Source organism: Streptomyces mayonensis (assembly GCF_018982965.1).
GTDB classification, from domain to species: Bacteria; Actinomycetota; Actinomycetes; order Streptomycetales; family Streptomycetaceae; genus Streptomyces; species Streptomyces mayonensis.
The window spans coordinates 18316-31418 of record NZ_JACBYP010000099.1 but is presented as its reverse complement, the minus strand read 5'-3'; the positions used below and the strand labels follow the sequence as shown (position 1 = coordinate 31418).

Here is a 13103-nt window from a genome sequence, read left to right as displayed (position 1 = left end):
GGGGCCCCGTCCTCCCGCCCCCCGCGCCCCCCCCCCCCGCGCGCCCCCCCCCCCCCCCCCCCCCCCCCCCCCCCCCCCCCCCCCCCCCCCCCCCCCCCGCCCCCAGCCCCCCCCCCCCCCCCCCCCCCCCCCCACCCCCCCCCCCCCCCCCCCCCCCCCCCCGGCCCCCCGGGGCGGTGGGGGGGGGGGGGGGGGGGGGGGGCCCCCCCCCCACACCACCGAATCTACGGAAACGTCGAGGTCATGGGATCGGAGCCAGGGTGGATCACGGGTGGAGTCCTCAGCGGCGGCTTCTCCACCCAGGGGTGCAGAAGCCGGCAGCGAGCCGTCATGCGGGCACGGGCGTGGCGCAGGCACGGACACGGGGCGCAGGCACAGCCCCAGGGACAGCCAGGGCGACAGACAGAGGCAGCGAACAGGAACCGCCACTCCGGAGAGGCACCGGGGCGTCGGACGGCACGCACCCGCAGGAGGGCGGTCCTCCAGGACGCCGGAACCGGGCCCGGTCGTCGACCGGGCCCGGTTCGCGGGCGGAGTGCGGAATCGGTCAGGCGTCGATGCGCGACCGGTCCAGGGTGGCTGCCGAGTTCGAGATGAACTCCTTGCGGGGGGCGACGTCGTTGCCCATCAGCAGGTCGAAGACCTGCTCGGCGGACTCCAGATCGGTGAGGTTGATCCGGCGCAGGGTGCGGCGACGCGGGTCCATGGTGGTCTCCGCCAGCTGGTCGGCGTCCATCTCGCCCAGGCCCTTGTAGCGCTGGATGGAGTCCTTGTACCGGATGTTCCTGCTCTGGAACTCCATGAGCTTGTCGCGCAGCTCACGGTCCGAGTACGTGTAGACGTACTTGTCCTGTCCCTTCTTCGGCTGGACGAGCTCGATGCGGTGCAGCGGCGGCACCGCGGCGAAGACCCGGCCCGCTTCGACCATGGGCCGCATGTAGCGGTGGAAGAGGGTCAGGAGCAGGGTGCGGATGTGGGAGCCGTCGACATCGGCGTCGGTCATCATGATGATCTTGCCGTAACGGGCCGTGTCGATGTCGAAGGTACGGCCCGAGCCCGCTCCTATGACCTGGATGATCGCCCCGCACTCGGCGTTCTTCAGCATGTCGGTCACGGACGACTTCTGGACGTTGAGGATCTTGCCGCGGATCGGCAGGAGCGCCTGGAACTCGGAGTTGCGGGCCAGCTTCGCGGTGCCCAGCGCGGAGTCGCCCTCGACGATGAACAGCTCGCTGCGGTCGACGTCGTCGCTGCGGCAGTCGGCGAGTTTCGCGGGCAGCGACGAGGACTCCAGGGCCGTCTTGCGACGCTGGGCGTCCTTGTGCTGGCGGGCGGCGATGCGGGTACGGGCCGCGGCGACGGCCTTCTCCATGACCACCCGGGCCTGCTGGGCCGCGTCACGCTTGGTGGAGGTCAGGAACGCCTTGAGTTCCTTGGTGATCACGTTGTTCACGACCCGGCGGGCCGCCGAGGTGCCGAGGACCTCCTTGGTCTGGCCCTCGAACTGCGGCTCGGCGAGGCGGACCGTGACCACCGCGGTGAGCCCCTCCAGGGCGTCGTCCTTGACGATGTCGTCCTCGGCGACGCGCAGGAGCTTCTTGGTCCGCAGCACCTCGTTCATCGTCTTCGCGACCGCCTGCTCGAATCCGGCGACGTGGGTGCCGCCCTTGGGCGTGGCGATGATGTTGACGAACGACCTGAGGGTGGTGTCGTAACCGGTGCCCCAGCGCATCGCGACGTCGACACCGAGGTCGCGCGTGACCTCGGTGGGCGTCATCTGACCGCTCTCGTCCAGGACCGGAACCGTCTCCTTGAAGGATCCCTGTCCGCTGAAGCGGAGGACGTCGCAGACGGGCCTGTCGCTGGCCAGGAACTCGCAGAACTCGCTGATGCCGCCGTCGAAGCGGAACGACTCCTCACCCTTGCTGCCGCCGTCACCGAGACCGAACTCGTCACGGACGACGATGGTCAGTCCCGGCACCAGGAACGCCGTCTGGCGGGCCCGCTGGTGCAGCGTGTCCAGGGAGAGCTTGGCGTCCTTGAGGAAGATCTGCCGGTCGGCCCAGTACCGCACACGCGTGCCGCGGCGGCTCTTGGGGACCTTCTTGGTCTTGCGCAGACCGCTCCCGGCGTCGAACTTGGCGTCCGGGCCCGCCCCGGCGAACGCGCCCGGAACCCCGCGCCGGAAGCTGATGGCGTGGGTGTGCCCACCGAGGTCGACCTCGATGTCCAGGCGGGCGGAGAGGGCGTTCACCACGGAGGCGCCGACGCCGTGCAGACCGCCCGAGGCGGCGTAGGCGCCGCCGCCGAACTTGCCGCCGGCGTGCAGCTTGGTCATGACGACCTCGACCCCGGAGAGTCCGGTCTTGGGCTCGACGTCGACGGGAATGCCCCGGCCGTTGTCCCGGACCTCCACCGAGCCGTCGTCGTGGAGGATCACTTCGATGTGGTCGCAGTAACCGCCCAGGGCCTCGTCGACGGAGTTGTCGATGATCTCCCACAGGCAGTGCATCAGACCACGGCTGTCGGTGGACCCGATGTACATGCCCGGGCGCTTGCGTACGGCCTCGAGCCCCTCGAGGACGAGCAGATGCCGCGCGGTGTAGTTGGATCCGTCCCGGTCTGCTCCTGCCAGCAGCGCAGTGGACGGCACGGATGTCTCGGCGGTCACGCGGTTCGCTCCTCGCTGAATTTCAGATGGGGCCCCGCTGGGTAAGGGCGCGGCTCTGTTCACCGGTCAGAGGGTACCGAGGCCTGGTAGAGCCGTTGTAACGCCACCCTCGTCACGGCCCCACCCTAGTCCACGGTCGCATACCTGTTCGATCCCTCGATGGGGTGAAGTACACATCACGTTCCCTTCGACGCATGAACCATTTAGGCTCCGGGCACGTCCTCATGAACAAACCGGCAACCCAGCCGGCGGGACTGACACTGACCGACTGCGCGAACCCGTACGACACACAGACACGCAATACGGCACATTCGCCGCCAATCGGCAGCAGCCGGCCCCTCGGAAACTTTTTTTCGAGGAAAAGCCACGAGCGGGAACGTTTTGGGGCTGGTTGGATGTTGACCCTGGTACGACAGCTCGTCGAGCTAGAGAAGAGGCGACGTGACTACTGTTCTGACTTCCGCAAGCCCGCTGACGGCCGCCGATCGCTGCGACCGCTGCGGCGCCCAGGCATACCTGCGCGTCGTCCTGCTGAGCGGCGGAGAACTGCTCTTCTGCGCCCACCACGGCCGCAAGTTCGAGCCGGAACTCAAGAAGATCGCCGCTGAGATACAGGACGAGACGGAGCGGCTCACGGCCGTTCCGGCATCCTCCGCCGAGGAAGAGCGCTAGACCCTACGCGCCCCGACGACGAGCCGACCCGGCACACAGGCCGGGAAACGGGCGGCCGCCTCCGCACCGGAGGCAGCCGCCCGTACTCGTGCTCTGAGGGCTTCCTGGGCTTCCAGGGGCCGTCAGGAGTCCTCGCGCTGCGGCGCGGCAGCGGTGTCCCACCCCAGCGTCCGCAGGACCGAGGAGACGCGTGTGTAGACGCCCGGACTGTCGGGACGTCCACAGCCGCTCCCCCAGGAGACCAGGCCGATGAGCCGACCTCCGCCGACCAGCGGCCCTCCGCTGTCCCCCTGGCACGCGTCGCGGCCGCCGCCCTCCTGCCCGGCACAGAGCATGGTGGCGGAGAGGTAGTGCCCGTCGTCGTTCCCCGGGTACGCCCGTTCGCAGGAGGCGTCGGAGAGCACCCGTACCCGGGCCGCCCGCAGACCGTTCGCATAGTCTCCGGCGCCCGAGGTGTCCCCCCAGCCGTAGACCAGCGCACCCGTCTGTGGCGTGTAGGCCGGGTCGCCCTCGCCGGCCATCCCTATGACCGAGCCGGCGGGCAGGGCCTCGGAGAGGGTGAGTACCGCGAAGTCCCCCGCGTTGCTGGCGTCGTCGTGCTCCGGGTTCACCCAGACGGAGCGGACGGGGACCTCCTGGCCCTGGTCGGAGAGCAGATCCGTCCGGCCCGCGATGACCTTCAGGTCGTCGACCTGCTCCGGCGGCGACCCGAGCACCTCTTCCCCCAGGCAGTGGGCGGCCGTGAGGACGGTGGTCCGGCCGACGGCCACTCCGCCGCAGAACTGCCCCGACCGCGTACCTCCGAACCGGTCACGGCTGGACAGGGCGACGGTCCACGGACTGTCGGACACGTCGACCGGAAAGCCGCCGACGACGATGCTGTCGGCGGACGCGTCGGTGGCGGATCCCAGCGGTATCGCGGTGGCCGCGGCCGCCAGGACCAGCGGCCGGGCCAGTGCCCGGGCAAAGAGGCGACGCATGCAGGCTCCTCACTCCTAGGTGGTCGTGGGACACCCAGAGTGATCCAGTACGCCGCACCGCGCACCCGCTGATCAACGCGAAGGCCCGGTCCCCGCACCTGGGGACCGGGCCTTCGCGCGCGTACGACCGTGGGTACGGCTGCGAATACGGCCGTGACCTAGTCGAGGTAGTCGCGCAGCACCTGGGAGCGCGACGGGTGACGCAGCTTGGACATGGTCTTCGACTCGATCTGGCGGATGCGCTCGCGCGTGACGCCGTACACCTTGCCGATCTCGTCGAGGGTCTTCGGCTGACCGTCGGTGAGACCGAAGCGCATGGAGACGACGCCCGCCTCACGCTCGGACAGGGTGTCGAGTACCGAGTGCAGCTGCTCCTGCAGGAGGGTGAAGCTGACCGCGTCGGCCGGGACGACCGCCTCGGAGTCCTCGATCAGGTCACCGAACTCGCTGTCGCCGTCCTCGCCGAGCGGGGTGTGCAGCGAGATGGGCTCGCGTCCGTACTTCTGGACCTCGATGACCTTCTCCGGGGTCATGTCGAGTTCCTTGGCCAGCTCCTCCGGGGTGGGCTCGCGGCCCAGGTCCTGGAGCATCTGTCGCTGCACGCGCGCGAGCTTGTTGATGACCTCGACCATGTGCACCGGGATACGGATGGTGCGGGCCTGGTCGGCCATCGCGCGGGTGATCGCCTGACGGATCCACCAGGTGGCGTACGTGGAGAACTTGTAGCCCTTGGTGTAGTCGAACTTCTCCACCGCTCGGATCAGACCGAGGTTGCCCTCCTGGATCAGGTCCAGGAAGAGCATGCCGCGGCCGGTGTAGCGCTTGGCCAGGGAGACCACCAGACGGAGGTTGGCCTCCAGGAGGTGGTTCTTGGCGCGGCGGCCGTCCTCGGCGATGATCTCCAGCTCGCGCTTGAGCTTGGGCGCCAGCTTGTCGGAGTTCGCCAGCTTGTCCTCGGCGAACAGACCCGCCTCGATGCGCTTGGCGAGCTCGACCTCCTGCTCGGCGTTGAGCAGGGGGACCTTGCCGATCTGCTTGAGGTAGTCCTTGACCGGGTCGGCGGTGGCACCGGCCGCGGCGACCTGCTGGGCCGGGGCGTCGTCCTCGTCCTCGTCGGACAGCACGAAGCCCGCGTTCTCCGTGCCCTCGGGCTCCTCGGTCGCGGCCTTCGGCTCCTCGACCGCCTCGTCCTCGAGGAGCTCGCCGTCCTCCTTCTTGGCGGCGGTCTTCTTGGTGGCCGCCGTCTTCTTGGCGGTCGCCTTCTTCGCTGCGGCCTTCTTGGTGGTCGTCTTCTTGGCGGCCGCCTTCTTGACGGGCGCCTCCTCCTCGACGGCGGCGGGCTCCGCGGGCTGCGTCGCCGGGGCCGCAGGAGCGGCCGGAGCGGCGGCCTTCCTGCTGGTCGCCGCCTTGGCCGCGACGGTCTTGGTGGCGGTGCGCTTGGCGGGACTCTTCGCTGCGACGCTCTTTCGGGTGCGCTTGGGCTCTGCGGCACTGACCATCAGCGTCACACCCTCTTCCTCGAGGATCTGGTTGAGGCTGCGCAGTACGTTCTTCCACTGAGTGGCCGGAATCTGGTCAGCTTCGAAGGCCCGACGCACATCGTCGCCGGCGATCTGCCCCTCAGCCTTTCCCCGCTCAATGAGCGCCATGACAGAGACGGACTCGGCGATCTCCGGCGGGAGCGTACGGGATGTGCTGGCCGACACGAACAACCTCTCGGAACGTTGAAAAACGGCTTCCGGCCCCGTCCGGGCGGACAGGAGCCGACCACCGGCTTGGGAATGGGCCGACGGTGCGGGCGGGGGCCGGGAGAAACACAGCGCCGGGAACGGCGTCCGCATTCCCTCCGCGGCTGTCACCTCTTAGGTCATCGTGTTGTTCCCACGAGCGTTACGCCCAATCCGCGTGGCCCGAGTCACACCCCGTAAGCGATCAAAGTCGGTCATACACGGATAAACAAGGTCAACGAAATGTGCGACCCGGCCGCACCGGAGAGGCTCAGCCTCTCATCGGACCGCAGGACCCCGCGGGCCCCGTGAAGGGACTCCACGGGGCCCGCGGTGACGGCGGACGGGCGGGCACTGCCACCGGAGGGAAGTGGCGTGTCCGGCCCGCGCCGGTCGGGCAGAACCCGGTCAGTGCTCGCGAGGGGCGGGCACCACGCGTTCCACCTCGGGGTGGACGGTCAGAAGTTGGCGCATGGCTGCCTCGGCCGCCGCACCGTCGCCCGTGGCGAGGGCGTCGACGATCCTGCCGTGCTGCGCCAGGGAGACGTCGTTGGGACGGTCACAGCCCGTGACCGGGCCGCCGGAGACCTGAAGGGCGGCGGAGACGATCCCCGAGAGGTGGTCCAGCATGCGGTTGCCCGCGACCTGGATCAGCAGCGTGTGGAATTCGGCATCGGCGCGCGAGAAGGTGAGCGCGTCACCCTGCCCCATGGCATGCCCCATGATTCCGACCATGTCCGACAGCCGCTGCTGAACCTCCTCACGCCCGTGCCCGGCGGCCAGGCGCGCGGCCAGCGGCTCGATCGTCCAGCGCAGCTCGCTCAGCTCGCGACGCTGGTCGTCACGCTGCGGACCGAAGGCACGCCATTCGATGATGTCCGGGTCCAGAAGGTTCCAGTCGCTGACCGGGCGCACGCGGGTACCGACGTTCGGACGGGCACTGACCAGCCCCTTGGCCTCCAGCACCCGGAGGGACTCGCGCACCACGGTGCGGGACACCTCGAAACGCTGGCCGATCTCCTCGGGCACCAGCGGACGGTCGGCACCGAGGTCACCCGAAACGATCATCTGGCCGAGCTGCTGGACGAGTTGCCCGTGCAGCCCGCGGCCACGGTTGCCCGCGGCGCGCCGGCCCACGCGGCCCAGCTCGGGCTCCACCCCTTCCCAGGAGGGTGCCCCGACGCGGTCGACGGCGGGCGTCTCCGCGTAGGGATAGCGGTCGAGTTCGCCCGGGTTCGCGAGGCCGGAGTCGGCGGAGCGGGCGGCGGTCATCATGGTGTGCGCAAGGGTACTCACGCATCCTTTGTCGGCGCCCTTCCCAACTCCCTTGAGGTCTTTGGTGAAAAGCACACGAAAGGGTGATCGCTCACCCCGTCGCAATTGACGCCTTATCGGAAAGAAATGGGCTTTCCCCGGGGAGTTGCGCACACGGTCGGACCGGAAGGGCGAGACAGGTGTCACCGGACCCTGCTGCGCAGGGTCATGAGCAGGTAGGCGCAGAGCAGAGTGGTCAGGGACAACGTCAGTGCGCCGCCCACCGGTTGGGCGACCATGCGCAGCACCTCGACCACGTACCGCTCCCCACCGAAGGGCCACTGCGTCAGGAGCACCTCCCGCATCCGCAGAGGGAGGCCGGCCGCCGTCCGTACGGACGGGCCCGACCAGACCTTCTGTACGAGCGGGACGACGACGACCGGAACGGCCACCACGGCGGCCAGCCCCGCGGTGGCGGACCGGAAGACCCCCGCGGCGAGTACACCGGCCCAGGCACATCCGACGACGAGCCCGAACCAGCCGGCACTCAGCGCGGGCCAGTCGGCGGGAAGCGCAGCGACCTCCCGCCCGAAGAAGAGATGCAGCAGCTCCGCGTTGCTTCCCACCGTGAGCGCGGCCAACAGCACGGCGACGGCCGCGGAGACGACGAGTTTGGCGGCCAGCAGTCCCATCCTGCGCGGCACGGTGCCGCGGTCCGCCGCCAGCGCGGGATGGCGGAACTCGTCGCCGAAGGCGAGCGCGCCGAGCAGCCCCGCGCCCAGCGCCGCGGGGGGCAACGGCAGTTCGCGCGGCCAGGCCGCGAGCAGCCGCGCCTGCGGGGTGTGTCCGACGCGGGCGAGGACCACCGCGGTGACGGCGGAGACGAGGAGCACCAGGGCACCGGTGACGAACGCGGTGCTCACGCCCAACGCCCGGCGGAGCTCGTAACGCAGCGGGCGCAGGGGGCTCGGGGCGGAGCGGACCGCGATGGGAGGCGGCAGCGTGGCCGCCGCGTCCCGGGGCTCCGCCGCGGGAGGCCCGGGAGTGAGGGAGGCGAACGGGCGAAGCGCGCGGCGCGTCACAGCAGAGCCGGATGAGGGAGTGCGGGCGACATCTGCGAGGAGGGTGCCGGGCGGGGCCTGGGGCGGCGTTTCGGCTGGAGTGCCGGGTGGGGTGCCAGGTGGGGTGCCAGGTGGTGGGGTGAGTGCGCTGACAGGCGCCGGGGGGCTGGCTGCGGGGCGGCCGCTTGCCCCGGGTGACCCGTCGACCGGGGCGTGGTCGCGGGCGACGGCTTCACCGGGCCCGGCGGGGTGTTCCGGAGCGGCCAAGTCGCCGGAGGCGACGAGGTCGTCGGCACGGACGGCGTCGCCGGACGCCGTCAGGCGGGCGGGAGCGGCGGCTTCGCCGGGCGCGGTGGCCGGGCCGGGCTCCGGAGGGGGCGTATGCCCGTCCGCCCCGCTCAACTCCTCCGCGCGGACGGTGCGGCCCTCCTCCCCCGAAGACGCCGACGGGGTGGTCTGTGGGCCGGCCTGCGCCTCGGCGTCCGTGTCCGCCTGCGCCTCGGTGTCCGTGCCCGCCTGCGCGCCGGTGTCCGGATCCGCCTGCCCGTCGACCTGCGTGCCGGTCTGCGCGCCGGTTCGGGAACCGGCCCGTGGGGTGCAGTCGCCCGGTGGCCCGGGCGGGTCGGTCGACGAGGCGGGGGTGGCTGTGGCGGTGGGGCGCGGTGGGCCCGTGGGCGACGGGCGGGTCCCGGCCGGCCTGCGGGGCGCGGGGGCCCGGCCGCCGTGCGCGTCGTCGTGCCGGGGCACCGCCGTCGGCCCGGCCCCGGGCCCCATGTCGCCGATCTCGTCTGCCAGTTGGTGTACGAGGATCCGGTGGCGGAATGCCGTCTCGCCGATGTCGGCACACGTACTGCCGTACACGGCGAGGCGATTGCCGCCCTCGGGCACGACCTCCACGGAACGACGAGCGGCGCGGGCCTCCTTGGCCAGCAGGGCGGCGAGGCGTGCCGCGTGCGGGGTGCGCACGGCGACGCGTGGGCGCAGCCGGGTCCGGGAGAAGTCCGCCGCCTCCTGGTCGGCGACCACCCTGCCGCGTTCCAGGGTGACGACGTGGTCGGCGGTGCGCGCCGCCTCTTTGGGATCCGCCGTGCTGAACAGGACGGTGCCTCCCTGGGCGGCATGGGCGCGGAGGGTGCCGTGCAACCAGCGGGCCTCGCGCGCGGAGAGCGTACCGGCGGGGTCGTCGAAGACCAGGGTGTGCGGGTCGGGAACCAGCGCGCAGGCCAGTCCAAGGCGTCGGTCCATTCCACGGGAGAGGGTGCCGAGTCGTTCGTCGCGCAGGCTCACGAGGCCGACCGACTCGAGGACTTCGTCGGCGCGCCGGACCGGAACCCCGGCCGCCGCGCACAGCATGCGGAGGTGGCCGCGCACCGTGCGCGACGGGTGTCCCGGGACGTCTCCGAGCAGCACGCCGACCTCGCGCGAGGGGTGGGCGATGCGGTGCAGGGGGCGGCCTCTGAAGTAGGTGAGACCGCGGCCGTGCTGCAGTTCGAGCATGAGTCTGAGCACGGTCGTCTTGCCCGCGCCCGGTGCTCCGAGCAGTGCGGTGACGCGGCCCGCCCGGGCCTCGAAGGAGACGTCGTCGACGGCGGGCGGAAGCTCCTTGCGGGGATTGCTGGTCAGTCCGAAGGCCTGGATCACCCGCAGCAAGATAGCGCGCCATGTCCGTTTTTTCGGTCATCGCCCTGCTCGCCGGGCTCAGGGGCCGACCCGTAGCCGGCCCCGCGTCCGCCTCCGTCCGCCCTTGCCCGCGTTCCGCTCCGGTGTCCCGCCCGGCTCCGCGTCACACCTCGGGACGCAGCATCGGGGGGTTGAGGAGGGTCGCACCGCCCGCGCGGAAGAGCTGAGCGGGGCGGCCGCCCTGGCGAGTGGTCGTCCCTCCCGTGGGCACGAGGAAGCCCGGTGTGCCCGTCACCTTGCGGTGGAAGTTGCGCGGGTCCAGCGCGACGCTCCACACCGCTTCGTAGACGCGACGCAGCTCGCCGACGGTGAACTCGGGCGGGCAGAAGGCCGTGGCCAGCGACGAGTACTCGATCTTGGAGCGGGCCCTCTCCACACCGTCGGCAAGGATCTGGGCGTGATCGAAGGCGAGTGGAGCCGCCGGTTCCTCGGCACGGCCGTAGCCGCTCTGCTCCAGCAGTTCCCCGACCGCAGCCCAGCGGGCGTTGCTGGCGTCGCCGCCCGCCCGGGGCGCGGGCAGGTCCGGCGCGAGCGCCAGGTGGGCGACGCTGACCACCCGCATCCGGGGGTCGCGCCCGGGGTCGCCGTACGTCGCGAGCTGCTCCAGGTGGGCGCCGTTGTCCTGGGCGGGCGCGGCCGGGTCGTGGACGCACAGCCCCGTCTCCTCGGCCAGCTCCCGGGCCGCCGCCTGCGCCAGGTCCTCGCCCTCCCGTACGAAGCCGCCGGGCAGGGCCCAGCGGCCCCGGAAGGGCGGCTCGCCCCTGCGCACCGCCAACGCGCACAAGGAGTGGCGGCGAACGGTCAGCACGACCAGGTCCACAGTGACGGCGAAGGGCGGAAAGGCTGACGGGTCGTAGGGCATGCGGTGATCATAGTCGTCTGCCTGACGATAAACAGTCCCTTCGGCGGCCGCCCCGGGTATCGATCCACTGAGGTCGGGGGCGCCCGGCCTGACACATCCGTGTCGGCGTGCGACCTCGTCGGACCGGTCCCGGGTGCGGGGTGCGCACTGCGCCACGCGTCCGGTTTCCTCGACGACGGCCGCTCGCGCCGTCAGAATCTTCTTCCGCCTTCGCCCCTCCCCTGTTTCCCCTGTTTCCCCTGTCCCCCCGTTCCTCACCGTCCGTTCCTCACCCCCGTTCCCCACCGTCCGTCGACTTCAGGCGCGCTCACCGTCCCCTTCGGTCCCGCAGTCTCCCCCGCGTGTGCCCTCCAGGCGGGATCCCTGGCGACCCGCGGTGTGCGATCCCGTGACGCGCGCACGCGTCCGGCCGGACCGTGTGGCGCCGGGGCGGTCGGTGCCCACCGGAGTACGGGGCCGCACGATCTTCGCGGCAGGACCGGCGTCCTGCTCCCTCGTCCGGCGGCGGACACCTCCGGACGTGCCCTGGGACCGCTTGCGGCGGCGAGGTCCGGGCTGCTGGACCGATGCGGGTGCGGCCGGCTTCCGCGCCACGGAAGCGGTGCCCTGCCGGACACCGTCCGGAGCGTCGGCATCAGCACTCCCGCGCCCCGCACGCTCCGCGCGCAGGCAGCGGCGGATCGACTCGGGGTCGAGGCCCTCGTTGCACGCCTGGTGGAGGAGCCGGGCGAAGAGATAGTCCCGATCGGCGCCGAGTGCCATGGCCAAGGCCTCGCGGGCCTCCAGTTCGTCGCCGGTGGACCAGGCGACCCATCCGGCGAGGGTGAGCGGCGCCGCCGCGTGCTCGCCGTACGCTCCGACGCAGCGGCGTGCGAGCGCCCGCCACAGGCGCAGTGCCGGTGCCGCCTCGTCGCCCTCCATCCAGGCGGCCGCGCGGTCGCGTGTCGTGCGGTCCTGCAGACCGAGGATCAGCGTCGCCGCCTCGTCGTGAGCGAGCAGCTGGTCGTCGCGGAGATCCTCGGCCGGCACTCCGGACACGGGCGGGGCCTCGGCGAGGCGTCGCATGGCTCGCTCGGCCGCCATCAGTGTCTCCGCGGCCACGTCCGCGCGGCCGGCGTCGTCGAGGATCCGGTAGACCAGCGTCGTGGCGGCGGCGTCCAGCGCGGCCGACTGCTCGACTGCCACTGCGCCTTCCCGGGGCAGCAGCCGGGCATGCAGGTCACTCAGCGAACCGCGCACCTGGATACCGGCGTAGGTGGCCGCCGCGGCCAGCACCGACGTACCCGGCAGTCCCATGGGGAGGCCGTCGGACGGGCAGCAGGCCGCCTCGTCGCAGCAGTAGGACCAGAAGCGCCCGGCCGAGATGCACAGCGCTTCGACCACCGGGATGTCGAGGGCGCCGCACTCGACCCGCAACCGCTGGGCCAGCGGCCTCAGGCGCTCCATGACATCTCGGCCGGTCTCCCCGCGGGCCGGTTCCTGACAGAGGTAGGCGACGATCTGCTCGGGCCGGGCTCCGCGCCGCTCGCCGCCGGTCACCAGGCCGTGGACCAACTGCGCGGCTGCGCCCACCCAGTCGTCCGCGTCGGGCGGGATGCCGAGCCTCGCCCGGCCGCCGAAACGCCCGCGCCCCTCCCTTTCGCGCAGGGCCGCCAGGACGATGCTGTCCTCCGGGCGGTACCCCAGCAGGTAGGGCAGGGCGTCGGCGAGTTCGGCAGGGGTGCGCAGGGTGACCTGGTGTTCGTCGGGGCCCTCGTGACAGGCTGGTGGAGCGGGCTGCGCGGGGCAGGGCATGTCGCCGTTCTCCGAGGAACCGGTCGCGTCGTTGTGGTTCGTCATGACTCGACGATCTCGCGAATCACGAACTTCCGTTTTGCCCTGTGGATAACTCCGGTCAGGGACGCGTCACCCGGGCCCAGCCCCTCGCACAGCCACCGCACAGCCGCCGCGCAGCCACCTGCGGAGCGCCACGCAACCGCCCCGTGACCGTACGCTGCAAGGGGAGACGGCGCCTCGCTCCGTGTCCGAGCCGCTGTTCCTCCCTCAGGAGCCTGTCCCGGCGGTGCGCAGCGGCGCACGACGGGACACGGTGAGGCACGACGGTGAGACACGACGGCGGGCCCTTTCCGGCGCGTCCCGGCTCACCCCGTCCAGCCCGGTTGTCATGCTCGCCCGTCCCCGTCCCCGTCCCGTCCC

At 71.7% G+C, this 13103-nt stretch carries 8 protein-coding genes; 1 reads left to right on the top strand and 7 read right to left on the bottom strand.

Annotated elements, in window-relative coordinates; all coding sequences use genetic code 11:
• Window positions 1-547: 547 nt before the first annotated feature.
• Window positions 548-2671: a DNA gyrase/topoisomerase IV subunit B gene (locus tag HZS56_RS28700; protein WP_216723709.1), complete on the bottom strand. Its 2124-nt coding sequence runs from the start codon at window positions 2669-2671 to the stop codon at window positions 548-550.
• 441 nt (window positions 2672-3112) lie between these two features.
• Here HZS56_RS28700 and HZS56_RS28695 point away from each other — a divergent pair, with 441 nt between their 5' ends.
• Window positions 3113-3343, top strand: coding sequence for a DUF7455 domain-containing protein (locus HZS56_RS28695; RefSeq protein WP_007445070.1), 231 nt, complete (start codon window positions 3113-3115; stop codon window positions 3341-3343).
• A 122-nt stretch (window positions 3344-3465) separates the two neighbouring features.
• Here HZS56_RS28695 and HZS56_RS28690 read toward each other — a convergent pair whose 3' ends face one another.
• The 6 genes from HZS56_RS28690 to HZS56_RS28665 form a co-directional block, all read right to left on the bottom strand.
• Window positions 3466-4323 carry a S1 family peptidase gene (locus HZS56_RS28690; protein WP_216723708.1) on the bottom strand — a complete coding sequence of 286 codons (858 nt, stop codon included), beginning with the start codon at window positions 4321-4323 and terminating at the stop codon, window positions 3466-3468.
• Window positions 4324-4481: 158 nt separating this feature from the next.
• On the bottom strand, window positions 4482-6029 hold the full coding sequence (locus HZS56_RS28685; protein WP_216723707.1) for an RNA polymerase sigma factor: 1548 nt from the start codon (window positions 6027-6029) through the stop codon (window positions 4482-4484).
• A 429-nt stretch (window positions 6030-6458) separates the two neighbouring features.
• The gene (whiH, locus tag HZS56_RS28680) at window positions 6459-7346 is read right to left on the bottom strand and encodes a sporulation transcriptional regulator WhiH (protein WP_216723706.1); all 888 of its coding nucleotides are present in this window, start codon (window positions 7344-7346) and stop codon (window positions 6459-6461) included.
• Between the two features lie 161 nt (window positions 7347-7507).
• On the bottom strand, window positions 7508-10006 hold the full coding sequence (locus tag HZS56_RS28675; RefSeq protein WP_216723705.1) for an ABC transporter ATP-binding protein: 2499 nt from the start codon (window positions 10004-10006) through the stop codon (window positions 7508-7510).
• Between the two features lie 142 nt (window positions 10007-10148).
• Window positions 10149-10907: an NUDIX hydrolase gene (locus HZS56_RS28670; RefSeq protein WP_216723704.1), complete on the bottom strand. Its 759-nt coding sequence runs from the start codon at window positions 10905-10907 to the stop codon at window positions 10149-10151.
• A gap of 297 nt (window positions 10908-11204) precedes the next feature.
• Window positions 11205-12746 carry a DUF4192 domain-containing protein gene (locus tag HZS56_RS28665; protein ID WP_216723703.1) on the bottom strand — a complete coding sequence of 514 codons (1542 nt, stop codon included), beginning with the start codon at window positions 12744-12746 and terminating at the stop codon, window positions 11205-11207.
• Between the last annotated feature and the right edge of the window lie 357 nt (window positions 12747-13103).

Coding starts and splice junctions, on each gene's coding strand:
- HZS56_RS28690 (WP_216723708.1), bottom strand. CDS start 4,323: ATGCGTCGCCTCTTTGCCCGGGCACTGGCCCGGCCGCTGGTCCTGGCG.
- HZS56_RS28670 (WP_216723704.1), bottom strand. CDS start 10,907: ATGCCCTACGACCCGTCAGCCTTTCCGCCCTTCGCCGTCACTGTGGAC.
- HZS56_RS28665 (WP_216723703.1), bottom strand. CDS start 12,746: ATGACGAACCACAACGACGCGACCGGTTCCTCGGAGAACGGCGACATG.